The sequence below is a fragment of the Sphingomonas sp. Leaf9 genome (genome assembly GCF_001421355.1).
Taxonomy (GTDB): Bacteria; Pseudomonadota; Alphaproteobacteria; order Sphingomonadales; family Sphingomonadaceae; genus Sphingomonas.
The window spans coordinates 1-22857 of the sequence record NZ_LMKC01000005.1; the positions used below are offsets into that span (position 1 = coordinate 1).

Annotated in this window: 18 protein-coding genes; 9 read left to right on the forward strand and 9 right to left on the reverse strand. The window is 68.3% G+C overall.

Annotated features, from left to right (window positions below):
* The coding region (locus ASE58_RS18355) for a hypothetical protein (protein ID WP_235515924.1) at positions 1 to 191 on the reverse strand (191 nt) is incomplete at its 3' end.
* A gap of 325 nt (positions 192 to 516) precedes the next feature.
* Between ASE58_RS18355 and ASE58_RS13690 the strand changes: the two genes are divergently transcribed.
* From ASE58_RS13690 to ASE58_RS13700, 3 genes are read left to right on the forward strand one after another with little or no spacing between them, the layout of a single operon-like run.
* Positions 517 to 1602 carry a PLP-dependent cysteine synthase family protein gene (locus tag ASE58_RS13690; RefSeq protein WP_235513627.1) on the forward strand — a complete coding sequence of 362 codons (1086 nt, stop codon included), beginning with the start codon at positions 517 to 519 and terminating at the stop codon, positions 1600 to 1602.
* Entirely contained in the window at positions 1599 to 2951 is a 1353-nt protein-coding gene (locus tag ASE58_RS13695) for an L-serine ammonia-lyase (protein WP_055822475.1), read from the forward strand. The genes ASE58_RS13690 and ASE58_RS13695 overlap by 4 nt, the downstream gene beginning before the upstream one ends.
* An 11-nt stretch (positions 2952 to 2962) precedes the next feature.
* Positions 2963 to 4948, forward strand: a complete 1986-nt coding sequence (locus tag ASE58_RS13700) for a M3 family metallopeptidase (RefSeq protein WP_235513628.1) — start codon at positions 2963 to 2965, stop codon at positions 4946 to 4948.
* Positions 4949 to 5098: 150 nt separating this feature from the next.
* Here ASE58_RS13700 and ASE58_RS13705 read toward each other — a convergent pair whose 3' ends face one another.
* Positions 5099 to 5869: a bifunctional transcriptional activator/DNA repair enzyme AdaA gene (locus ASE58_RS13705; RefSeq protein WP_082468050.1), complete on the reverse strand. Its 771-nt coding sequence runs from the start codon at positions 5867 to 5869 to the stop codon at positions 5099 to 5101.
* Between the two features lie 111 nt (positions 5870 to 5980).
* On the opposite strand from ASE58_RS13705, the gene ASE58_RS18455 reads away from it, so the two are divergent.
* Positions 5981 to 6505, forward strand: coding sequence for a methylated-DNA--[protein]-cysteine S-methyltransferase (locus tag ASE58_RS18455; protein WP_055822481.1), 525 nt, complete (start codon positions 5981 to 5983; stop codon positions 6503 to 6505).
* Positions 6506 to 6538: 33 nt separating this feature from the next.
* On the opposite strand, the gene ASE58_RS13715 is transcribed toward ASE58_RS18455, so the two are convergent.
* Entirely contained in the window at positions 6539 to 7954 is a 1416-nt protein-coding gene (locus tag ASE58_RS13715) for a mannitol dehydrogenase family protein (protein WP_055822484.1), read from the reverse strand.
* Positions 7951 to 9360 carry a glucuronate isomerase gene (uxaC, locus tag ASE58_RS13720; RefSeq protein ID WP_055822487.1) on the reverse strand — a complete coding sequence of 470 codons (1410 nt, stop codon included), beginning with the start codon at positions 9358 to 9360 and terminating at the stop codon, positions 7951 to 7953. The genes ASE58_RS13715 and uxaC overlap by 4 nt, the downstream gene beginning before the upstream one ends.
* A gap of 65 nt (positions 9361 to 9425) precedes the next feature.
* Here uxaC and ASE58_RS13725 point away from each other — a divergent pair, with 65 nt between their 5' ends.
* A complete protein-coding gene (locus ASE58_RS13725) occupies positions 9426 to 10919 on the forward strand; it encodes a UxaA family hydrolase (protein ID WP_055822490.1) in 1494 nt (497 codons plus the stop codon).
* Between the two features lie 277 nt (positions 10920 to 11196).
* On the opposite strand, the gene ASE58_RS13730 is transcribed toward ASE58_RS13725, so the two are convergent.
* The 3 genes from ASE58_RS13730 to ASE58_RS13740 form a co-directional block, all read right to left on the reverse strand.
* Positions 11197 to 11721: a gamma carbonic anhydrase family protein gene (locus tag ASE58_RS13730; protein ID WP_055822492.1), complete on the reverse strand. Its 525-nt coding sequence runs from the start codon at positions 11719 to 11721 to the stop codon at positions 11197 to 11199.
* Positions 11722 to 11734: 13 nt separating this feature from the next.
* Positions 11735 to 12895 (reverse strand): histidine-type phosphatase, encoded by a 1161-nt coding sequence (locus ASE58_RS13735; protein WP_055822495.1) that lies wholly within the window; start codon positions 12893 to 12895, stop codon positions 11735 to 11737.
* 215 nt (positions 12896 to 13110) lie between these two features.
* Positions 13111 to 15885, reverse strand: a complete 2775-nt coding sequence (locus ASE58_RS13740; protein ID WP_055822498.1) for a TonB-dependent receptor — start codon at positions 15883 to 15885, stop codon at positions 13111 to 13113.
* Between the two features lie 215 nt (positions 15886 to 16100).
* Between ASE58_RS13740 and ASE58_RS13745 the strand changes: the two genes are divergently transcribed.
* Together ASE58_RS13745 and ASE58_RS13750 are read left to right on the forward strand one after the other, a co-directional pair.
* Entirely contained in the window at positions 16101 to 16856 is a 756-nt protein-coding gene (locus tag ASE58_RS13745) for a DeoR/GlpR family DNA-binding transcription regulator (protein ID WP_055761749.1), read from the forward strand.
* Entirely contained in the window at positions 16853 to 17665 is an 813-nt protein-coding gene (locus ASE58_RS13750) for an endonuclease/exonuclease/phosphatase family protein (RefSeq protein WP_055823496.1), read from the forward strand. Before ASE58_RS13745 ends, ASE58_RS13750 begins: the two co-directional genes overlap by 4 nt.
* A 189-nt stretch (positions 17666 to 17854) precedes the next feature.
* Here the strand turns inward: ASE58_RS13750 and glmS are convergent, their stop codons facing one another.
* Both glmS and glmU read right to left on the reverse strand, forming a co-directional pair.
* Positions 17855 to 19678, reverse strand: a complete 1824-nt coding sequence (gene glmS / locus ASE58_RS13755; protein ID WP_055822501.1) for a glutamine--fructose-6-phosphate transaminase (isomerizing) — start codon at positions 19676 to 19678, stop codon at positions 17855 to 17857.
* Between the two features lie 31 nt (positions 19679 to 19709).
* Complete coding sequence (gene glmU, locus ASE58_RS13760; RefSeq protein WP_055822507.1) at positions 19710 to 21068, reverse strand: bifunctional UDP-N-acetylglucosamine diphosphorylase/glucosamine-1-phosphate N-acetyltransferase GlmU; 1359 nt, start codon at positions 21066 to 21068, stop codon at positions 19710 to 19712.
* A 62-nt stretch (positions 21069 to 21130) separates the two neighbouring features.
* On the opposite strand from glmU, the gene ASE58_RS13765 reads away from it, so the two are divergent.
* Positions 21131 to 21799, forward strand: coding sequence for an HAD-IA family hydrolase (locus ASE58_RS13765; protein ID WP_055823499.1), 669 nt, complete (start codon positions 21131 to 21133; stop codon positions 21797 to 21799).
* 99 nt (positions 21800 to 21898) lie between these two features.
* The gene (locus ASE58_RS13770) at positions 21899 to 22684 is read left to right on the forward strand and encodes an SDR family NAD(P)-dependent oxidoreductase (RefSeq protein WP_055822510.1); all 786 of its coding nucleotides are present in this window, start codon (positions 21899 to 21901) and stop codon (positions 22682 to 22684) included.
* Positions 22685 to 22857: the final 173 nt, after the last annotated feature.

The following is a 22857-nucleotide window of genomic DNA, read 5'->3' on the forward strand; positions in this document are numbered from 1 at the left end:
GGCTGCTCCCGCCCGATATGAGCCGACTTAGCTTTAAAACGATACCATGACACCTTGAATGCCATAGACCGCAAGCCGCCGCCCACATGTCCCTTCATCTCATCAACAATTTCAAAGAACGTTCCTGCCTCAAACCTCTCGGTTGAAGCGCCAGCGAGCCGGCGATAGGAGGACCGGAACAGAGGCACCAATCAATCGATCGGCACCGCGTTCCGGCTAGAAAAAGAGCAATCTCGCTATCCGCTTCAGCGGAGCGACCCGAAGGTCAGCGAGGCGACCGGCGGGAGAAGCGAAGAGCGTCTCGTCGTCCGGTGAAGCTGCTTATATGGGCGGGTTCGGAAGGCGTCAACGACGTTTTTGCGGTTTTTTCGGTTCCATGCCGTTTTTGTGCGTGGCGGGGCCGGAATATGCCGTGACGTGCCTGTTTCGGACGCCACCTTCCCCACCGGGACCCCGCGCGCCATAAGGATTACCCGCGCGCGACGCACGCACCCCCGTATGAGAGGAACCTTCGCCTTGTCCCCCGCCCCTGCCGCTGCACGTCCCGACGACCGCCACTGGACCCGCGAGGCGATCCGGCGACTGGAGGCGGACTTCTGCCGGTCGGCGGATACGCACCTGATCCGGGTGGAGTTGCCCGCGACGCCGGGGATCACCCTCTACCTGAAGGACGAGTCGGTGCATCCGTCGGGGAGCCTGAAGCATCGCCTTGCGCGCTCGCTGATCCTCTACGGGTTGTGCAATGGCTGGATCGGGCGCGATACGGTGCTGGTCGAGGCGACCAGCGGGTCGACCGCGGTGTCGGAGGCGTATTTCGCCCGGTTGCTGGGCCTGCGCTTCGTTGCGGTCGTGCCGCGCAATATTGCCAGCGCAAAGATTGCCGCGATCCGCTTCCATTGCGGCGAAGTGCATTTCGTCGACGACCCGCGCGAGGTCTATGCGGCGGCGCAGGCGTTGGCCGATGCGCATGGCGGCCACTATCTCGACCAGTTCACCTATGCCGAGCGGGCGACCGACTGGCGTGGCAACAACAACATCGCCGAATCGATCTTTGCCCAGCTCGCCAAGGAGGATCATCCCGAACCCAGCTGGATCGTCTGCGGCGCGGGCACCGGTGGCACGTCGGCGACGCTTGGGCGGTTCATCCGCTATGGCCGGCACAGCACCCGGCTGTGCGTGGCCGATCCGCAGGGGTCGGTGTTCCACCGCCACTTCGCCGATCCGACCATCACCACGGTCGAGGGCGAATGCTCGGGGATCGAGGGCATCGGCCGCCCGCGCGTCGAGCCGTCCTTCGTCCCGAGCGTCATCGACCGGATGATTGCGGTGGACGATGCCGACAGCATCGGCGCGATGCGCGCGCTCAGCCAGCGGCTCGGCCGGCCGGTCGGCGGGTCGACCGGGACCAACCTCGTCGCCTGCGCCGCGCTGATCGCCGAGATGGCAGCCATCGATGCGGAAGGATCGGTTGTCACGATCCTGTGCGATTCGGGATTGCGCTATAGCGACACCTATTTCGACGATGCCTGGCTGGCCGCACGGGGGATCGACTGGCGCCCCGCAGCGGAGCGTTATGCCGCCGTTCTGGGAGCCGCCGCATGAGCCCGCTCAGCGTCACCGACCTGTTCACCATCGGCATCGGGCCGTCGAGTTCGCACACGGTCGGGCCGATGCGCGCCGCCTATGCCTTTGCCACGATGCTGGCCGAGGACGGGATCGTGCCGGAGCGGGTCTATTGCGACCTCTATGGTTCGCTCTCGTTGACCGGGCGGGGCCATGCGACCGATATCGCGGTGCTGCTGGGCCTGTCGGGTGCGACGCCCGAGGGGGTCGATCCCGATGCCGTGGCGGGGATCGTCTCCGGCATTCGGGACGGCAACCTGCTCGACCTGGCCGGCACGATCCCGATCGCCTTCGATGCCGAGCGCGACATCGTGTTCCACCCCGGCTTCCTGCCGGGGCACCCCAACGCCATGGCATGCACCGCCGTACTGGCCGATGGCAGCCGCATCACCCGCCGCTATTATTCCATCGGCGGCGGGGCGATCCGGGCGGAGGGGGAGGCGCCGCCGCGCATCAACCTGACGCTCCCCCATGCCTTTGCCACCGGTAACGACCTGCTCGCGTTGTGCGCCGACACGCGCCAGTCGATCGCCGAAATCGTCGCCGCCAACGAAAGCGCGTGGCGGCCGGAGGCGGAGACGCTCGGCTTTCTCGACGCAGTCCGCGCGGCGATGCTGGCATCGATCGACCGGGGATGCGCCGGCACCGGCGAGCTGCCCGGCGGGCTGAAGGTCCAGCGGCGCGCGCGGGCGATCCGGGAAAAGCTGCTGGAGCGCGGCCCGCGCGCCGACCCCAGCGTCGTGTTCGAATGGGTCAGCCTGTGGGCGCTGGCGGTGAACGAAGAGAATGCGGCGGGCGGGCGCGTCGTCACCGCCCCGACCAACGGCGCAGCGGGGGTGATCCCGGCGGTCCTCAAATATTACGAGACCTTCGTCCATGGATCGACCCGCGCGGGCGCACAGGCATTGCTGATGACCGCCGCCGCGATCGGTTTCCTCTACAAGCAGAACGCCTCCATCTCGGCGGCCGAGATGGGATGTCAGGGCGAGGTCGGTGTCGCCTGTTCGATGGCCGCCGCCGGCCTTGCCGCAGCACTGGGGGCCAGCCCGGCACAGGTCGAGAATGCCGCCGAGATCGGCATGGAGCATAATCTCGGCCTCACCTGCGACCCGATCGGCGGGCTGGTGCAGATCCCCTGTATCGAGCGCAACACGATGGGCGCGATCAAGGCGATCAACGCCGCCTATCTGGCGCTGCACGGTGACGGTCGCCACATCGTCAGCCTCGACCAGGTGATCGAAACGATGCGCCAGACGGGCGAGGATATGAAGAGCCAGTATAAGGAAACCAGCCAGGGTGGCCTGGCGGTCAATGTCGTCGAATGCTGAAGGAACCCGGATTGTCTGCACTTCCCGATTTCGCCGCGATCACCCCAGAGACGATTGCCCCGACGCTCGACGCGCTGCTCGCCGAGCGCGATGCGGTGGCCGAGGCTGCCAAGGCGGCGAGCCCGAGCTTTGCCGACACCTGGCTGCCGGTCGAGCGGGCGGATGTCGCACTCGACAATTTCTGGTCGAGCGTGTGGCACCTCCACGCCGTCGCCGACACGCCCGAGCTGCGCGCGGCGCATGCGGCGGGACAGGCGGTGCTGACCGAGCGGGGCATCGCCGCGCAGCAGGACCGGGCGGTGTTCGATACGCTGCGCGCGCTGGAGGTCACGCCGGGCTTTGCCACGCTGGACGATGCCGATCGGGTGGCGGTCGAACGGTCGATCCGCGACCGGACGCTGGCCGGGGTCGCGCTGGACGATGCCGCGCGCGAACGGTTCAAGGACGTGGCGACCGGGCTTTCGGCGCTGCAGACCGAGTTCGCCAGCGCGGTGCTGGACGCGACCGATGCGTGGACGCTGCACGTGACCGACGCAGCGCGGCTGGCCGGGCTGTCGGATGCCGACCGGGCGATGATGGCCGCCGCCGCGCAGGCACGCGGGCTGGAGGGTTGGGTCGTGACGCTGCAACAGCCGAGCGTCGTCGCCGTCCTGACCTTTGCCGAGGATCGCGACCTGCGGGCGCAAGTCTATCGCGCCTATGGCACCCGCGCGTCGGACCAGGGGCCGGACGCGGGGAAATTCGACAATGGCCCGCGCATCCGCCGCATCCTCGAACTGCGGCATGAGGCTGCCCGGCTGCTGGGCTTCCCCGATCCCGTCGCCCGGTCGCTGAGCACCAAGATGGCGCCCGACGTGGGTGAAGTGCTGGCGTTCCTGCGCGACCTGGCCCAGCGGGCGCGGCCCCATGCCGAGGCGGAGATCGCCGAGCTGCGCGCCTTTGCCGCCGAGCATCTGGGGATCGACGACCTCCAGCCGTGGGACGTCGGCTTTGTCGGCGACCGGCTGAAGCGCCATGCCCATGCGATCGACCAGTCGGTCATCAAGGCCTATTTCCCGGTCGATCGGGTGCTGACCGGATGGCGCGACCTGCTGGGGCAATTGTTCGGGCTGACGCTGACCGAGCGGAGCGACGTCGCGACCTACCATCCAGATGCGCGCTATTACGACGTGGCCGATGCCGACGGGGTGTTTGCCGGACTGTACCTCGACCTGCACGCGCGGGCGGGCAAGAAAGGCGGCGCGTGGATGGCCCCTGCCCGGCCCTATCTGGCCGATGCCAGCCTGCCGGTCGCGTATCTGGTTTGCAACTTCGCGCCGACCGGCGGGGAGGTGCCGCTGCTGAGCCATGACGATGTGACCACGCTGCTGCACGAGACGGGGCATTGCCTCCACCACCTGTTCACCCGCGTCCCCCGGCCCGACATTGCCGGCACGACCGGGTTCGAGTGGGACGCGATCGAGCTGCCCAGCCAGTTGATGGAGGATTTCGCGTGGGAGCCCTCCGTACTGTCTGCCATGTCGGGCCATGTCGACACCGGCGAACCGCTGCCGCGCGACCTGTTCGACCGGATGCTGGCGGCACGGCGGTTCGGGTCGGGCATGTTCCTGGTCCGGCAGATCGAGTTCGCGATGTTCGACCTGCTGCTGCATCTGGGCACACAGGGCGACGATCCGATGGCGGTGATCGAGGCGGTGCGCGACGAGGTGTCGGTGGTGCGGCCGCCGGCGTGGCATCGTTTCCCCCACGCCTTCGCGCATATCTTCGCCGGGGGCTATGCGGCGGGCTATTACAGTTACCTTTGGGCGGAATTGCTGGCGGCGGACGGCTTTGCCGCGTTCGTCGAGGCAGGAACGGTGGACCGGGCGACCGGCGACCGGCTGCGCGAGACGGTACTCGCCCAAGGCGCGGTGCGACCGGCGATCGACCTGTTCCGCGCGTTCCGGGGGCGCGATCCCGATCCGGCGGCGATGCTGGCGCGGCACGGGCTGGTGTGAGACCAAAGTTCACAAAGTTCACACTCGCGCGCAATTTGCGCGCGAGTGTGGCGTTCGGGGTTTGGCGCGGACCCTCTGCTTTGATGACGACCGGCGATGCGAAAGACCGGTCGTCATCGTGACCGCTTGGCCCGCGGTAGGAAAGCGCTTTCAGCCCCCGGCGAACACCGCGCGTTTCGCGGCAGCGATGGCGCGGCCGAGGGCGGGGAGCGGGACGTCGGTGAGGGTGATGCGCAGCGTCCGCCCCCTGCCCGGCGTCACGTCGGCACGGCCCTCCGGCAGCGCAACCTGCACCGCGCCGGCGGGCACGAAATCGGGGCGGTGGGCGATGGTGACGGTGATCGGCGCAGCGGGATCGGCGAGCGTACCCTCCCGCCGCAGTGCCGAGGGGGCGCGGCCGAACGCCGCCTGGAACGCTTCGTTGAAGCGGCGGACACTGCCATAGCCGGCGGCGAAGGCGATGTCGGTGAGCGGCAGGCGGGTGTCCTGCACCAGATGCTTGGCGAAGTGCAGCCGCCGCGTCGCCTCGATCGCGAGCGGGGTTAGCCCCAGATGCTCGACGAACAGCCGGCGCAAATGGCGGTCGCTCATGCCGAGACGATCGGCGAGGTCGGCGACGCTGCCTTCGGCCAGCGCGCCGTCGTCGATCAGCCGCAACGCACGGTGGATCGAGGTGAGCGTGCCCGCCCAGGCCGGGCTGTCGGGCGCGGTTTCGGGGCGACAGCGCAGGCAGGGGCGATAGCCCGCCGCCTGTGCCGCCGCCGCGCTGGCGTAGAAGGCGACATTGCCGCGGTCGGGCGTGCGTGCCGGGCAGACCGGGCGACAATAGATACGGGTGGTGCGCACGGCGGTGAAGAACAGCCCGTCCATCGCCGGGTCGCGCCGCTGGATCGCTGCATAGCAGTGGTCGGGGTCGAGCATGGCGCGAGTGTAGCTGTGCGACCGATAGTGACTAGCGGAAACCGGACTGGCCATGACACGATGTCCGGTTTCCGCTGGCAGCATCGCCCGGCGAACGGCAGGGTTGCGGGCATGACCCAGCTGCTCCTGTCCGAAACCCTGCCCAGCCCCGTCGGCGCGATCACCATCCTGACCGATGGCGATGGCGTGCTGCACGCGTTGGAGTTCGAGGACCATCACGACCGGATGGAGCGGCTGTTGCGGCTACACTGTCCGCAGGGGTGGCGGATCAAACCGGCGGTCGGAGAGAGCGACGCGTGGCGCGCGCTGACCGCCTATTTCGCGGGCGACCTGTCGGCGATCGACACGCTGCCGACCGCCACCGGCGGCACCGCGTTCCAGCGCGCGGTGTGGGCGGCGCTGCGCGACGTGCCGGCCGGCCGGACGGTCGCCTATGCCGATATCGCCGCCGCGATCGACCGGCCGAGCGCGATGCGCGCGGTGGGGATGGCCAACGGGTCGAACCCGATCGCCATCGTCGTGCCGTGCCACCGGATCATCGGGCGGTCGGGGCAGCTGACCGGCTATGCCGGCGGGCTGGCGCGCAAGCAGTGGCTGCTGGCGCATGAGGGGGTGGCGACGGGGTTGCTGGTGTAAGCTGTGCCCCCGCGCAGGCGGGGGGGGTTCGGATTATGCCAGCGCCGCCGCCAAATCCCCGCCCGGTGCCAACGCGGCATAGGCCCGCTCGACCGCCGCAACGAACGTGGCGTCCGTGCCCAGATCGCCGAACACCTCGCCCATCGCCAGCAGCGCGCGTACATTCCCGGCAAGCGCCAGCAGGGCGTCGGCGCGCGGATCGACCAGCGTCTCGCCCGTCGCCTTGCGATGGTCGAGAAACCGGAACCATGCCGCGATCGGCACAGCCAGTCGCGCGACCGGCCGACCGGCGGCGCGCGCGTCGCGGATCATGTCGCACAGGCGATAGGGCAGCTTTTGCGAACCGTCCCACGCGATCTGCGCCAGTTGATGCGCGATCGCCGGATTGGCGAAGCGCGCCAGCACGTCGGCGATATAGGCGGACAGGTCCATTTCGGCGGGCGGCGCAATCGACGGCGCGATATCCTCGCGCATCAACCGTTCGGCAAAGGCGGCGAGCGGGGCACAGGCCATCGCGTCGCGCACCGTCGCCAGCCCCATCAGGATGCCAAGATAGGCAAGCGTCGAGTGCGCGCCGTTAAGCAGGCGCAGCTTCGCATTCTCGAACCCGCGCACGTCGCGGGTGAACTGCGCGCCGGCAAGGTCGAAGGGCGGGCGGTCGCCGGCGAAGTCGTCCTCGATCACCCACTGGCTGAACGCCTCACGCTGGATCGGCCACGCATCGTCAAGGCCGGTGGCGGCACGGATCGAGGCGCGGAGCGCATCGTCGCTCGCCGGCGTGATCGAATCGACCATGGTGGAGGGGAAGCGGACATGATCGTCGATCCAGGCCGCCAGATCGGGATCGCGCGCGGCGGCAAGATCGCGGATGGAGCGGCGAAAGCGCGCGCCATTGTCCGCCAGATTGTCGCACGCCAGCAGCGTGATCGCCCCGCCGCCCGCCGCCCGCCGCGCCGCCAGCCCGGCGACCAGCCAGCCCGACAGCGTCGACGGATCGGCCCCGGTCAGCTCGCGGACGATGGCGGGGTGTTCCAGATCGAGCGCGCCGTGCGCGTCGAGGTGATAGCCCTTCTCGGTCACCGTCGTCGTGACCAGCCGCGTGGTCGGCGCGGCGATGCGCGACAGGATCGCATCGCGGCGCGAAGCGGTCAGCAGCTCGACGATCGATCCGATAACGCGGTGGCGTGTCTCCGCCCCCAGCAGCGCCAGCGTGTAGAGGCCGTCCTGCGGCGCCAGCGCATCGGCCACCCCGGTAGAATTGAGCGCAACCGCGCTGATCGCCCAGCGGGGGTCGCGGCGCAGGATGTCGTCGACATAGGCCGCCTGATGCGCGCGATGGAACGCACCGGGGCCGATATGGACGATGCCCGGCGTCAGGCTGGCGCGGTCATAGTCCGGCCGCGCGACCTCAGGCGGCAGTGCGCCAAGCGTAGCGTCGGACAGCCTCACAGCTTGTACGCCCGCTTGACCAGCCCATAGGCGAGGTCGTGCGCGACCTGGTGCGCCTCCGCTTCGTCCAGCCGGTGTTCGGCGACGAGGCGCGCGAGGAAGGCGCAATCGACGCGGCGAGCGACGTCATGCCGTGCCGGGATCGACAGGAAGGCGCGGGTGTCGTCGTTGAAGCCGACGGTGTTGTAAAAGCCGGCGGTCTCGGTCGTCGCCTCGCGGAAGCGGCGCATCCCCTCCGGACTGTCGTGGAACCACCATGCCGGCCCCAGCTTCAGGCAGGGATAGTGCCCGGCGAGCGGCGCCAGTTCGCGGGTATAGGTGGATTCATCCAGCGTGAAGAGGATGATCGTCAGGTCGGTCGAGATGCCGACGACATCGAGCATCGGCTTCAGCGCCGCGACATAATCGGTGCGGGTCGGGATATCGGCACCCTTGTCGCGGCCATAGGCATCGAACAGCCCGCGATTATGGTTGCGGAAGGAGCCGGGGTGAATCTGCATCACCAGCCCGTCGTCGATCGACAGCCGCGCCATTTCGGTCAGCATCTGCGCGCGGAAAAGCTCGGCATCGGTCGCGTCGGCGGTGCCGGCAATGACCTTCGCGAACAGCGCCTCTGCCTCGACGCGCGACAGATTGGCGGTGCGGGCGGTCGGGTGGCCGTGATCGGTCGAGGTCGCACCGGCGGCGATGAAGTCCTGCCGCCGTTTGGCATGCGCGCGCAGATAGCCGGTCCAGTCGTGGACGTCCTCCCCCGTCAGCTCGGCAAACTTCGCGAGCGCCGGGCGGAAGGCTTCGTGTTCGCAATCGATCACCGCATCCGGGCGATAGGCGGTGACGACCCGCCCGCCCCAGCCGCTGGCGCGGATCGCGCGGTGATGGTCGAGCGGGTGGTCGGCCCCCTCGGTCGTCGCCAGCAGCTCGATCCCGAACCGGTCGAACAGCGCGCGCGGGCGATAGGCGTCGGTCGCCAGCGCTTCGCCGATCCGGTCGTAATATTCGTCGGCATTGGCCGCGCTCAGCGCTTCGTCGAACCCGAATACCGCGCCGAACACATGATCGAGCCACAACCGCGACGGCGTGCCACGGAACAGATGCTGGTGGGCGGCGAACACGCCCCACGCCTTGCGCGGATCGGCGACGATCGTTCCGTCGCGGCGCGGCACCGCCAGATCGTCGAGCGCGACGCCCTGGCTATACAGCATCCGGAACAGATAATGGTCGGGCGACAGCAGCAGCTCGGTCGCGTTGGCCCATGGCCGGTCGGTCGCGAACCATGCCGGGTCGGTATGGCCATGCGGGCTGATGATCGGCAGGTCGCGGACGGTGCCGTACAGGTCACGGGCAATGCCCCGCGTCGTCGGGTCTGCGGGCAACAGGCGGTCGGGATGCAGCAGCAGCGCGGTCATCGAAATCTCCTCAGGGGCATCGATGCGACATTGTGCCAGCGCTGGCAACGGTCTAATTATCGATGATGGCCGACCAGAATCCCGCCCGCGCCGTCCGGGTCGATCGCGACGATGACGTCGCGCTGTTGCTCGATTCCGTCGCGGCGGGGGACGTGGTGCGCGTCGACGATGCGGCGGTGGTGGCGCGGGAGGATGTGGCGAAGGGGCACAAGATCGCGGTGCGCGGCATCGCGGCGGGTGCACCGGTGCGCCGCTATCGCGCAGCGTTCGGCCTCGCCACGGCGGACATCGCGCCGGGCGTGCACGTCCATGTCCATAATGTGCGGACGGCGCTGTCGGGCGAGGATGCCTATCGCTACGCCCCCGCCCTGCCGCCGGCCCCCGCCCCCCGCGCCGAACCGGGCTTTGCCGGCTATGTCCGCGCCGATGGCAGCGTGGCCACGCGCAACGAAATCTGGGTGCTGCCGACGGTCGGCTGTGTCGGGCGGCTGGGCGAACGGATCGCGGCGCAGGCGTCCCCACGCCATGCCGGGCGGGTCGATGGGATCCATGCGTTCAACCATCCGTTCGGCTGTTCGCAGCTGGGCGACGACCTGAACCGCACGGCTGCGATCCTCGCGGCGCTGGCGTGCAATCCCAACGCCGGCGGGGTCGTTCTGCTGGGGCTGGGGTGCGAATCGAACCAGCTGGATGCGATGCTCGCCCGGCTGCCTCCGCAAGTGCTGGCGCGGGTGCGGACGGTGCGGGCGCAGGCGAGTGCCGACGAATTTGCCGCGGGCGTGGCGGCGGTGGACGCACTGGCCGAAGCGGCGCAGGCGGAGCGGCAGGCGGTGCCGCTATCGGCGCTGCGGCTGGGAGTGAAGTGCGGCGGGTCGGATTCGATGTCGGGGCTGACCGCCAATCCGCTGATCGGGCGGATGACCGACCGGGTGGCGGCGGCGGGCGGCAGCGTGCTGATGACCGAAATTCCCGAGATTTTCGGGGCCGAGCGATTGCTGATGGCGCGCTGTGCCGACGAAGCCGTGTTCGACCGGCTGGTCGAGGTGACCAACCGCTTCAAACGCTATTTCCTCGATCATGGCGAGCCGGTGTCGGAAAACCCCAGCCCCGGCAACATCGCGGGCGGGATCACCACGCTGGAGGAAAAGTCGCTGGGCGCGGTGCAGAAGGGCGGGATGGCGACGGTGACCGACGTGCTCGACTATGGCGAACCGGTGCGTGCGCCCGGGCTGTCGGTGGTCGACGGGCCGGGCAACGACGCGGTGTCGACGACCGCGCTGGCGGCGGCGGGCGCGACGCTGACGCTGTTTTCCACCGGGCGCGGCACGCCGCTGGGGTCGCCGGTACCGACGATGAAGATCGCGACCAACCGCGACCTGGCGAAGCGCAAGGGCGGGTGGATCGACTTCGACGCGAGCGTGGCGCTGGATGAGGGACAGGAGGTGGCTGCCGAAGCGCTGCTGGCGAAGATCCTGGCGGTCGCTTCGGGGGAACCTGCGCGGAACGAGGTGAACGAGGAACGCGCGATCGGGATCTGGAAGTCGGGGGTTACGCTGTAGTGCCTTCGTCACCCCGGACTTGATCCGGGGTCCCGCTTTTTACCAATGACAGAGAAAGAAGCGGGACCCCGGATCAAGTCSGGGGTGACGTGGTGGAGCGGTTCAGCGCTTACGCTCGATCAGCACCGCCTGTTGCCAGCGGCTGGCCGGTTTGTCGGCGCGATGCATGCAGCCGGGCCAGCAGCAAGGGCGCTTTTACCCGCGACCAGTTCGGCGGAGAGGGCGTCCGCCAAATCTTCCGGCACCTCATGAACCAAATCGGGCGACAGCGGCCGGATCATGCGACCGGGCGCAATGCCTCGCGATAGTGCTTCGCCTTTTCCACATACACTGCCGCCGACATCCGCAACCCGGCCAGCTGCTCGTCGGTCAGCGTCTTGACCACCCGCGCCGGCGCGCCGACGATCAGGCTCCTGGGCGGAAAGCTCTTGCCCTCGGTCACCAGCGCCCCTGCCCCGACCACGCAATCCTCGGCGATCACCGCGTGGTTCAGCACGGTCGCGCCCATGCCGATCAGCACGCGGTCGCCGATGGTGCAGCCGTGCAGCACCGCGCGGTGGCCGATGGTGCAGTCCTCGCCCAGCGTCAGCGGCGCGCCGGGATCGCTGTGGAGGACCGCGCCGTCCTGCACATTGCTGCGCGCGCCGATGGCGATGACGCCATTGTCGGCGCGCACCACCGCGCCGAACCAGATGCTGGCCCCCGCCCCCAGCCGCACCGCACCGATCAGGTCGACGGACGGCGCGACCCAGCTGTCGGAAGCAAGGTCGGGCACGGCATCGGCAAGGGCGTAGATCGGCATGGGCGCGAGGCTATCACCCCGTGACGACGGGGGCGAGTTTCGCGCGCAACAATTTGTCGAACCGGTCGAGCGGGCAGCGCTTCGCACAACCGGGGATGGCGATCGGCCGGTCGACGACGGTCGCGGCCCCGGTGCGGATCGCGTCGAGCGGCTGCACGCGATAGGACAGCGTGACATAGGCCCCCCGCGCATCGCGACGGCGGGTCAGCACCAGCGCGCCGCCCGGTGCCGCATCGTTCAGCGCAAAGCCCGGCGCGTCGAGATCGACGCCCAGCGCCGCCGCCAGCGCGGTGACGTTGGTGTCATGCCCGACCAGCACGTCGAAGCGCGGGCCGGTCGGTTCGGTGAGCGTCTTCAGCATGTGATCGCCCAGCGGCCCCGCCTGATGCGCGGCCATGTAGGGCGCGCGGGTGAAGACGTCGAACAGCGCGGCGTGCAGCGCCCCCAGCCGCTTGATCGTCGCCGCATCGGCGCGACCGAAGCCGACGTCGCGCATCGGCATCCCCTCGGCATATTGCAGCAGGATCACCTGTGCGGTGCCCGACGTTGCGCGGATCGGCCCGGTGAAGTCGACGCCGCGTCCGTCGGCGCTGGGCTTCAGCATCGCGGGTCCCGGCGTCGAGCAACCGGCGGGCAGGCCGCAGCCGAGCACCCGGTCGAGTTCGCGGATCGCGGCAGCATGGCGCGCGGTCAGCGCATTCACCCCGCCGGTATAGGCGGTGATCGCCGCGACCGCTTTCGTCGCATCGAACGCGGTCGCCCCGGCGCGCAGCGGTTCGAACAGCGGATCGACCTGCCCCGCCGGCAGATGATCGACCGACAGCTTGCAGCCCGGCGCCAGCGCATCGGCATAGGCGCGGCCGGTGGCGATGGTGCGTTCGGGCGTATTGGTGTGGATGCGGACGGTGCCGGGCTTCGGACAGCCGGTGGTGCCCAGCCAGCGGCGGTCGTGGCGGGCGAGCTGCGCGATCGCCTTCGCGCCGTGGGGGGTGAGGAATTCGGGCGCGACCGGCCATGTCGGCCATTGCCCGGCGACCCTGGTATCAAGCGGCGCTTCGCCCGTGATCGGCGCGCGGACGCCGTGGCGCATCAGCATTACGACCCGCTCCACCCGGTCCTGCGCGGCGGCGGGCAGCGGGGTCAGCAGCGTGGCGGCGAGGAGCAGGAGGCGCATGGTCGGTCCTTGTGGTTCGATAGGTCCTTACCCCCGCGCAGGCGGGGGTACGGATATCTTCTTCGTCACCCCGCACCTGATCCGGGGTCCCGCTTTTGCGCGAGCACCGGAGAAGAAGCGGGACCCCGGGTCAAGCCCGGGGTGACGGTGAGGTTTGCAGGCAGAGAGGCACCTGCAAAAACGGACGGCGGCGCTGACGCCGCCGCCCCGCCCGCTTACATCTTCATGGTCAGGCTGAACTGGAACACCCGACCGGTCTTCAGATAGCCGCCGTTGCGGTCGTTCGAGATATACGTCTCGCCCTTCCCCACCGTCGCCCAATAGGTGTGCTGGTCGAGCAGGTTGCGCGCCGACACGCCGATTTCGAGGTTGTCGGTCACCTCATACGCGGCACCGAAGTTCAGCTCGCCGACCGGCTGGACATAGATGTCGGGCTGGCTGTCCTGCACCGCCGCCAGGAACTTGCCGGTATAGTTGTACCACAGGTTCGTGCGGAACCCGCCGCCGGCATAGAAGACCTCGGCATTGTAGATCAGGTCCGGCGCCTGGGGCAGCGTGCTGCTGCGGGTGGTGCGCACGCCGTTCACCGGGATGATGTAGGTCGCCTCGGTCTTCTGGTAGGTGACGTTGCCGCCCACGCCGAAATTGCCGAGGAAGCTGCTGTCGACCATGTCGCCGACGGTGAAGCGGCCCGATGCCTCGACGCCCTTCGCCGTGCCGCCGCCGCCGTTGATCGGGCGGATGAAGGTGGTCTTGCCGACCGTCTCGCTGCCGCTGCGCGATGCGGTGCTGACGATGAAGTTGCTCAGATCCTTGTAATAGGCGGCAAGCTGGACATAGCGGCCGACGCCCATCTGGTAATCGACGCCCGCGTCATAGCTCCATGCCTGCACCGGCTTCAGGTCCGGGTTCGGCTGGGTGATGGTCACGGTGCCGTCGCTGGCCGGTTCGCTGATGCGGGTCGGCCCGGCGAGCAGGTCGAAGGCGGGCCGCGCATAGCTGGAGCGCACCGCACCGCGCACGGTCAGGCTCGCGTTGGGCTTCCATGCCGCCAGCAGGCTGGGATCAACATGATCGTAGTCGCGTCCGGCGTTCACGAAACGCGGGCCATCGCGGTCGGTGATGAAATAGCGCGCGCGAAAGCCGTTATCCTCGTAACGGATGCCGGGCATGATCTCGAGCGTGCCGAGCGTCAGCGTCGCGGTGCCGTACAGCGCCTTGCGGGTTTCATTGCCGCTCGACAGGCCCTGGTTCAACGTCGTCTGCGACACCGGGATCAGCGGCACATAGTCGCGGACCTGCGCGTCGAGCTGCGCACGCGACAGCACCTTGATCGGGCGGGCGGGATAGTAATCGAGGAAGTCCTTCAGGACATAGCCGAGATACTGGTTGATCGACGGCCCCTGCACCGTGCCGTTCTGCAGCGGGGTGAGGAAGCGATAGCGGGTATTGTCGGGAGCAAGGGTGCGGCCCGAACGGTCGGAATCCTCGTACAGCCCACCGACCTCGACCTTCACGAAGCTCTGGCTGTCCCAGCCGATGCTGCCCTTCAGCGTCTTCTTGGTCTCGCTCAGATAGTCATAGCCGCGCTGGACGTAGAGCTGGGTCGGCCGGTCGAGCGACGCAACATAGGCGATGGCGCCGTTCGACAGGATCGGGCGCGGCGACTTCGGGTTCGACAGGTCGACGTTCACGCCTTCGGTCGCGGCACCGGTGTTGGTCGCGGTGCCGTTATAGGCGATGCCACGGAACGCCGCCTCGATCCGGGTCGGCTGGTCGAAGCGACCATCGGCATAGGCGCCTTCCAGCGCGGCGGTGAAGCCTTCCCAATGCGCCTTCGCGCCGACCTGTGCCGAGAACAGTTCCTGCTCGATATCCTCGGTGCGGAAATAGCTGGCCGGGTTGATGCCGAGCGGGGTGTAGACGCCCGCCGCATTGTACGACCCGCCATTGGGGTTGGTCTGGCCGCGCGTCAGTTCGTTGCGCAGCCCGGTCTGGTTCATGGTGTTGGTGTTGAGATACGTCGCATAGTTGACGCGGGCGTAGAGATCGATGGGTTCGCTGCGGAAATCGAACGCACCGGTCGCGCCATAGCGCTTGATCTTGTTGTTATAGAAGTTCCATTGCACGCCATCGGCGGTCAGCGCGTTCGGGTTGGCGCGCGAATTGCCGCTGTTGGCACGGGTCGGCTTGTAGTCGTTCTGCACGGCGGTGGATTCGGCGGCGTTGCCGCGCTCTTCCAGATACGCCGCGACATAGACACCGAACTGGTGATCGCTGCCGAAACGGCGCGCGGCGTCGAGGCCGATCGCCCCGCCGAACGCTTCCTGTTCGCGGTCGAGTGCCAGGCCGGCGACCTGCCCCAGCACGCGGGCGCGGGTGAAGCTCTGGTTGAAGTCGAACGCGGTCGGCGTGCGCAGGTCGACGATGCCGGCAATGCTGTCGGCATCCTTGGCCGCGCCCGGCGTCTTGTCGGTCACGATGCCACCGATCGCGAACGGCGAGAACAGGTTCAGCGAGATCGCGCGGTTGTTGCCCGACGTCTGCGGCAGGCGCAGGCCGTCGAGGGTGTAGGCGTTGTAGCTGGTGTCGAACCCGCGGATCGTCACGAACTGCGCTTCGCCGGTCGCGCTCTGGTTGCGGCCCTGGTCGCGGCTGACCGACACGCCCGGCAGCATCTTGGCCAGGTCGGCGATGCTGGTCTGCGAATGGATCGCGACGTCGCCGGTGGTCACGATGTCGATCGTGGCGATCGCCTGCTGTTCCTCGTTCAGCGCGGTGCGCTGGCGACGGCCGTTGACGACGATATCGTCGGTCAGCGATTCACTGGCGGTCTGCTGCGGTTCCTCGGCGACGGGCGCGACGGACGCGTCCTGGGCAAGGGCGGCGGCAGGCAGCAGCGCGCCGAGCGTCAGCGCGGCGATGCCGCTGGACAGGACAAGCGCATGGGCGCGCCGCCGGCGTGCCGGCAGCGTCGGGATCGACGACATGGATATTCCCCCCAAGGGTATGTTGGATTGGTTGCGGGGTTGTTCCCCGTTGGATCGCGCCGCTAGCCACAGCTTGTGTATAATTTATGACAATGGCGCACTTCGATGTTCATTTTCTGATGATTTCTGGAAGAAGCGAACCGCTATGATGAATTACTGTTGAGTTGTGCGGTGATCGCTTGTGTCCCCGGTCACGGACGATATGCTGTAGCGCGATGATGAAACGCCGCGACCGCCGCCAGGAAATCCTCGACCTGCTCGTCCAGGGCGAACCGCTGGGCATTCACACGCTGGCCGATACGCTGGCGGTGTCCGACGAAACGGTGCGGCGCGAGCTGCGGCTGCTGGAGGCAGACGGGCTGATCGAGCGGATTCACGGCGGTGCCCGCCTCGCCAAATCGGTCGAGGAAGGACCGTTCGAGGAGCGGCTGCACCGCAACGCCGGGCCCAAGCAACGCATCGCCGCCGCCGTGGCGCAGACCGTTGCGGACGGCGATTCGCTGTATCTCGATGCCAGTTCGACCGCGTTCCATGTCGCGCAGGCGATCAAAGGCAAACGCGACCTGACCGTCGTTACCAACGCGCTGGGCGTCGCGGCGGAGCTGGGTGGGCGCTATGGCAACCGGCTGTATCTGGCCGGCGGCGAGCTGGACGACCGGTACCGGGCGTTCTTCGATGCGACGGCGCGGGCCTATCTCGCGCAATTCCGGCCGGGCATGGCGATCGTGTCGACCGAATCGGTCGATGTCGCGGCGGGCTTCACCGATTATCATGTCGGCGAGGGCGAGCTGTGCCGCCAGATGATCGCCCAGTCGCGCCGGGTGACGATGGCGGTCGATTCATCGAAATTCGACCGGGCGAGCATCGTCGCGGTGGCGGCCTTCGCCGATATCGACCGCATCGTCACCGACCGCGCGATCGACCCGGCCTATGCCGCGGTCACCCCCGGCGTCGAATGGATCGCGGCATGATCCGCTGGTTGCTTACCGCCCTCGCGTTCGTCGCGATGCCGGTACAGGCGCGCGACCTGCGCGTCATGAGCTTCAACGTCCGCTACCCCAATCCCGACGACGGTCCCAACCGGTGGGAGGCGCGCGCGCCCATCCTGATCGATACGATCCGCGCCGCCGATCCGGATGTGGTGGGCACGCAGGAGCTGTACCGGCGGCAGGGGGATGCGATCGTCCGCGCGCTGCCGCACTGGCGCTGGTTCGGGCGCGACCGGCGCGGGGCCCATGCCGACGAACATATGGGCATCCTGTATCGCACCGACCGGTTGCGGCTGGTGCGGCATGGCGATTTCTGGTTGTCGGACACGCCCGACCGGGTGGGCAGCGCCAGCTGGGGCACCGACCTGCCGCGCATGGTCAATTGGGGCGAGTTCGCGCGCAAGGATGGCCGGCGGTTCGTGCTGTTCGACACCCATTTCCCGCATCGCGACAGCGACGCGATCGCACGGACGAAGGCGGCGGGCGTGCTGCTGGCGCGAATGCGGCGCATTGCCGGGCGGTTGCCGGCGGTGGTGACCGGCGACCTGAATGCCCAGCCCGACAGTGAAGCCTATCGCGCCTTTGCCGCCACGCTGGCCGATGCGTGGGCGCGGGCACCGCAGCGGTCGGGGCCGGTGCTGACCTTCCACGACTTTACCGGCACGCCCGACCGGCGGATCGATTACGTGTTCGTGCGCGGATTCCGGCCGGTTGCGGCGCGGGTGGCTACCGACCATCGCGGCCCGCGCTACCCGTCCGATCATTTCCCGGTGGTGGTGGATTTGCGGTAGCGTCTGATCCGCGCCGCGTTGATGGGAAACGATTGAATCAAAACTCCTCCCCGGCACGGGGAGGGGGACCAGCGAAGCTGGTGGAGGGGGGGCGCCCGCTTACGGCACGGTTGCGTTGCGCGGCGAACCCCCTCCACCGTCCGCTGTGCGGACGGTCCCCCTCCCCGCGCAGCGGGGAGGAGCTTTGGATCACTCCACCGTCACGCTCTTCGCGAGGTTGCGCGGCTGATCGACGTCGGTGCCCTTGGCAACGGCGACATGGTACGCCAGCAACTGCACCGGCACCGCATATACGATCGGCGCGATCAGCGGATGGACCTTCGGCATGGTGATCGTCGCGACCGCGCCGTCGCCTGCCGCCTGGATGCCGTCATAGTCGGAGATCAGCACGACCTTGCCGCCGCGCGCCTGCACTTCCTGCATGTTGCTGACGGTCTTGTCGAACAACGGCCCCGACGGCGCGATGACGATCACTGGCACCTGGTCGTCGATCAGGGCGATCGGCCCGTGCTTCATCTCGCCGGCGGCATAGCCCTCGGCATGGATGTAGCTGATTTCCTTGAGCTTCAGCGCACCTTCCAGCGCCAGCGGATAGTCGGTGCCGCGGCCCAGATACAGCACGTCGCGCGCCGCCGCGATGACGCCGGCCATCCCCTCGATCGCCTCGTCATACGCCAGCGCGGCGTTGATCGACGCGGGGGCTTCCGCCAGGTGACGAACGATGCTGCGCTCCTCCGCCTCGGACAGCTTGCCCTTCGCCTTGGCGAGATTGGCGGCCAGCGCAGCGAGCACGGCGAGCTGGCAGGTGAACGCCTTGGTCGAGGCCACGCCGATTTCCGGCCCGGCATGGGTCGGCAGCAGCAGGTCGGCCTCGCGCGCCATCGTGCTGGTCGGCACGTTGACGACTACCGCGATGGTCTGGCCTTCGCTCTTGGCGTGGCGGAGCGCCGCCAGCGTGTCGGCGGTCTCGCCCGACTGGCTGATGAACAGCGCCAGGCCGCCCTCTTCCATCACCGGCGCGCGGTAGCGGAACTCGGATGCAACATCCAAGTCGACGGGCACGCGGGCGAATTGTTCGAACCAGTATTTGGCGACCATGCCGGCATAGAAGCTGGTGCCGCACGCGACGATCGTGACACGCTTGATGCCCGACAGGTCGAAGTCTGGAATGGGCAGCGTTACGCGTCCGTCGAACCGCTGGAGATAGCCACGCAGCGTCTGGGCGACGACGATCGGCTGCTCGTAGATTTCCTTCTGCATGAAGTGGCGGTGATTGCCCTTGTCGATCAGCGCGCCGGTGACGCCGGACAGCGTGACCGGGCGATCGACGGGGTTGTTGTCGCGGTCGAAAATCTCGGTGCCGTCGCGGCGGCAGACGACCCAGTCGCCCTCCTCCAGATAGGCGATACGCTGCGTCAGCGGGGCGAGCGCCAGCGCGTCGGAGCCGAGATAGACTTCGCCCTCGCCATAGCCGACGACCAGCGGCGAGCCGAGCCGTGCGCCGATCAGCAGGTCGTCATGCTGGCGGAACAGGATCGCCAGCGCGAACGCGCCGTGCAGGCGCGGCAGGATCGCCTTCACCGCCTCGGCCGGGGTGCGGCCCGCCTCGACCTGTTCGCTGACCAGATGGGCGACGACCTCGGTATCGGTTTCGCTGGTGAAGACCCGGCCGCGCGCGGTCAGTTCCTCGCGCAGCGGCTTGAAATTCTCGATGATGCCGTTGTGGACGACCGCGACTTCGTTCGTGGCATGCGGGTGGGCATTGTCGGTGGTCGGCCCGCCATGCGTCGCCCAGCGGGTGTGCGCGATGCCGATATTGCCCGGCAGCGGATGCTCGCCCAGTTCGGCGGCGAGGTTCTTGAGCTTGCCCGACGCACGACGCCGCTCGATCGCGCCGCCCTCCACGGTGGCGATGCCCGCCGAGTCATAGCCGCGATATTCGAGGCGCTTCAGGCCGTCCAACAAGCGGTCGGCGACGCTTTCGGTGCCGATGATGCCAACAATTCCACACATAGTCTTCTCTCCGGCGGGATGCCCGCTTGGGTTATTTCCTGGCGGCCTTGGCGGCAGCCTGCTTGTGGCGGAAGCGCTTGGCCCAGCCGGGATGGTCGGCGCGTTCGGCACGGACCAGCGCCAGCGCGTCGCCCTCGACATCGCGGGTCACGACCGATCCGGCGGCGACCAGCGCGCCGTCGCCGATCTTCACCGGCGCGACCAGCGCGCTGTTCGACCCGATGAACGCGCCCTCGCCGATCTCGGTACGGTATTTGAAGAAGCCGTCATAGTTGCAGGTGATCGTGCCCGCGCCGATGTTGACGTTCGCCCCGACCGTCGCGTCGCCGAGATAGGTCAGGTGATTGGCCTTGGCGCCAACACCCAGCGTCGTGTTCTTCACCTCGACGAAATTGCCGACGCGACTCCCCTCGCCCAGCACCGCGCCGGGGCGCAGGCGGGCATAGGGGCCGACGTCCGCCTTTGCCGCAACGGTCGCGCCCTCCAGATGGCTGAAGGCGTGGATCGTCACATTGTCGGCGATGGTCACGCCGGGGCCGAACACGACGTTCGGTTCGATCGTCACATCGCGGCCGAGCTGCGTGTCGTGCGCGAAGAACACGGTGTCGGGCGCGACCAGCGTCACGCCATCGGCCATGGCGCGCGCGCGGCGTTTGCCCTGCCACGCGCTTTCCACCGCTGCCAGTTCGGCGCGGCTGTTGATGCCGGCCACTTCGTCGGCCGCCGTCTCGATCACCACCGCGCCGCGCCCGTCGGCGATGGCGAGCATGACGATATCAGGCAGGTAATATTCGCCGGCGGCATTGTCGTTGCCGACCCGCTCCAGCAGCGCCCACAGGTCGGCCGAGCGCACCGCGGTCACGCCGCTGTTGCACAGGTTCACCGCGCGTTCGTCGGCGCTGGCGTCCTTATATTCGACCATCTTGGCGATGTTGCCGGCGTCGTCGGCGATGATCCGGCCATAGGCGGCTGCATCGGCGGGGCGGAAGCCCAGCACCGCGACCGCCGGAGCGTCGGCTTCGTCCAGCCGCGCGGTCAGGCGGGCGACGGTATCCGCCGACAACAGCGGCGTATCGCCGAAACAGACCAGCACGATGCCGTCATGGTCGGCCAGCGTTTCCTTCGCCTGCAGCGCCGCGTGGGCGGTGCCCAATTGCTCGCGCTGCCATGCAATCTCCACGCCGCGCCCGGCGACCGCCTGTTCCACCTGTTCGCCGACCGCGCCGACGATCACCACCCGGCGGGTGACGTTCGCGGCGGACAGGCTGTCGAGCAGGTGAAACAGCATCGGCTGGCCGGCGAGCGGGTGCAGCACCTTGTGCTTCGTCGACTTCATGCGGGTGCCCTGCCCGGCGGCAAGGATCACGGCGGCGATCGGTTGTGCGCTCATGCGGGCAGTCTGTGGCACACGACCCTTGCCAATTCCATATCACGCGCGCCAATGCGGCGATGATGACAAAGATTTCATTCGATATCGTCGGCTTCGACCTCGACGGGACGTTCGTCGATACCAGCGGCGACCTGACCGACGCGGTGAACCATGCGCTGGGCGATGCGGGCCGCCCGCTGCTGACCCGCCAACGGGTCATTCCGATGATCGGCGGCGGGGCGAAGCATATGCTGCGCCAGGGGATGGAGGCGACCGGCGGGTGCGACGAGGCGGAACTGACCCGGCTCCACCGCCTGCTCCTCGATTATTACGAAGCGCATATCGCAGTGCATTCGCGGCCCTTCCCCGGGGCGATGGCGGCGCTCGACCAGCTCGACGCGATGGGGGTCACGGTCGCGATCGTCACCAACAAGCTGGAGGGGCTGGCGCGGCGGTTGCTGGACGAACTCGACCTCACCCGCCGCTTTGCCTGCATCATCGGCGGCGACACGCTGGGGCCGGGCAAGTCGAAGCCCAATCGTGCGCCGATCGATGCGATGATCGCGGAGTGTGGCGGCGGACGCGCGGCGTTCGTCGGCGATTCGCATTTCGATATCGATGCCGCGAAGAATGCCGGCATTCCGAACATCGCCTGTTCGTTCGGGTTTCTGATGCAGCCGGTCGCGGACCTCGGCGCCGACGCGGTGATCGACCATTTCGACGAACTGATCCCGACGCTGGCTAGGCTGTAGGCACCTCCCGTCACCCCAAGCTTGACCCGGAGTGACGGAAGGGAGTGCGGAACCGACCCCGCCCCCGAACGCTCCGACCGCGACCATAGGAGAACTGCCATGACCCGCCCCGTCGCCCTCATCACCGGCGCATCGTCCGGTATCGGTCTCAGCTTCGCGCATCACCTGGCGCGCACCGGCCACGATCTCGTCATCGTCGCCCGGCGCGAAGACCGGCTGCGCGACCTCGCCGAACAGCTGTCGGTCGACCACGGCATCGATATCGAGGTGATCGCCGCCGACCTCGCCGACCCCGATGACCTCGACGTCGTGGAGGAACGGCTGGAGGCCGGCGATCCGATCGCGCTGTTCGTCAACAATGCCGGCTTCGCCGCGATGGGCAAGGTCGGCGAAGGCGACCGCGACGACATGACTGACATGCTGCTGCTGAACGTCGTCGCGTTCAGCCGGCTGGCCGATGCGGCGATGGCCGGCATGAAGCGCACCGGCACCGGCACGATCATCAATGTCGGGTCGGGCACATTGTTCACCAAGATGCCGGGCTATGCCGGCTATGGCGCGTCCAAGGCCTATGTCACCTATTATACCCGTACGATGCAAGCCGAGGCGAAGGGCGGCGATATCCGCGTCCAGCTGCTGATCCCCGGCGTCACCGCGACCGATTTCCACCATGTCGCGGGCAAGAGCATCGACGATTTCCCGCCCGAGCGCGTGATGGAGCCGGACGATCTGGTCGTCGCCTCGCTGCGCGCGCTGGAACTGGGCGAGGCGGTGTGCATCCCGTCGCTGCCCGATATCGCCGACTGGGAAGCGCTGGAGGCGGCCGAGGCGAAGATCGCGCCGAATGCGTCGCGGGACAAGGTAGCGGATCGGTATCACGCCTGAAGCTCCTCCCCGGCACGGGGAGGGGGACCATGCGCAGCATGGTGGAGGGGGGTGTCGGCATACGGCACCGTTGCGTTGCGCGGCCAACCCCCTCCACCATCCGCTGCGCGGACGGTCCCCCTCCCCGTGCCGGGGAGGAACGATTCGCCCACCAATTATTAAGCTCCCGCGGC

Excerpts from the sequence above, each read along its gene's own strand:
- ASE58_RS13695 (WP_055822475.1), top strand. The coding sequence starts at position 1,599 with ATGAGCCCGCTCAGCGTCACCGACCTGTTCACCATCGGCATCGGGCCG.
- ASE58_RS13705 (WP_082468050.1), bottom strand. The coding sequence starts at position 5,869 with ATGCTCGACCCCGACCACTGCTATGCAGCGATCCAGCGGCGCGACCCG.
- ASE58_RS18455 (WP_055822481.1), top strand. The coding sequence starts at position 5,981 with ATGACCCAGCTGCTCCTGTCCGAAACCCTGCCCAGCCCCGTCGGCGCG.
- uxaC (WP_055822487.1), bottom strand. The coding sequence starts at position 9,360 with ATGACCGCGCTGCTGCTGCATCCCGACCGCCTGTTGCCCGCAGACCCG.
- ASE58_RS13725 (WP_055822490.1), top strand. The coding sequence starts at position 9,426 with ATGGCCGACCAGAATCCCGCCCGCGCCGTCCGGGTCGATCGCGACGAT.
- ASE58_RS13730 (WP_055822492.1), bottom strand. The coding sequence starts at position 11,721 with ATGCCGATCTACGCCCTTGCCGATGCCGTGCCCGACCTTGCTTCCGAC.
- ASE58_RS13735 (WP_055822495.1), bottom strand. The coding sequence starts at position 12,895 with ATGCGCCTCCTGCTCCTCGCCGCCACGCTGCTGACCCCGCTGCCCGCC.
- ASE58_RS13740 (WP_055822498.1), bottom strand. The coding sequence starts at position 15,885 with ATGTCGTCGATCCCGACGCTGCCGGCACGCCGGCGGCGCGCCCATGCG.
- ASE58_RS13745 (WP_055761749.1), top strand. The coding sequence starts at position 16,101 with ATGATGAAACGCCGCGACCGCCGCCAGGAAATCCTCGACCTGCTCGTC.
- ASE58_RS13750 (WP_055823496.1), top strand. The coding sequence starts at position 16,853 with ATGATCCGCTGGTTGCTTACCGCCCTCGCGTTCGTCGCGATGCCGGTA.
- glmS (WP_055822501.1), bottom strand. The coding sequence starts at position 19,678 with ATGTGTGGAATTGTTGGCATCATCGGCACCGAAAGCGTCGCCGACCGC.
- glmU (WP_055822507.1), bottom strand. The coding sequence starts at position 21,068 with ATGAGCGCACAACCGATCGCCGCCGTGATCCTTGCCGCCGGGCAGGGC.
- ASE58_RS13765 (WP_055823499.1), top strand. The coding sequence starts at position 21,131 with ATGACAAAGATTTCATTCGATATCGTCGGCTTCGACCTCGACGGGACG.
- ASE58_RS13770 (WP_055822510.1), top strand. The coding sequence starts at position 21,899 with ATGACCCGCCCCGTCGCCCTCATCACCGGCGCATCGTCCGGTATCGGT.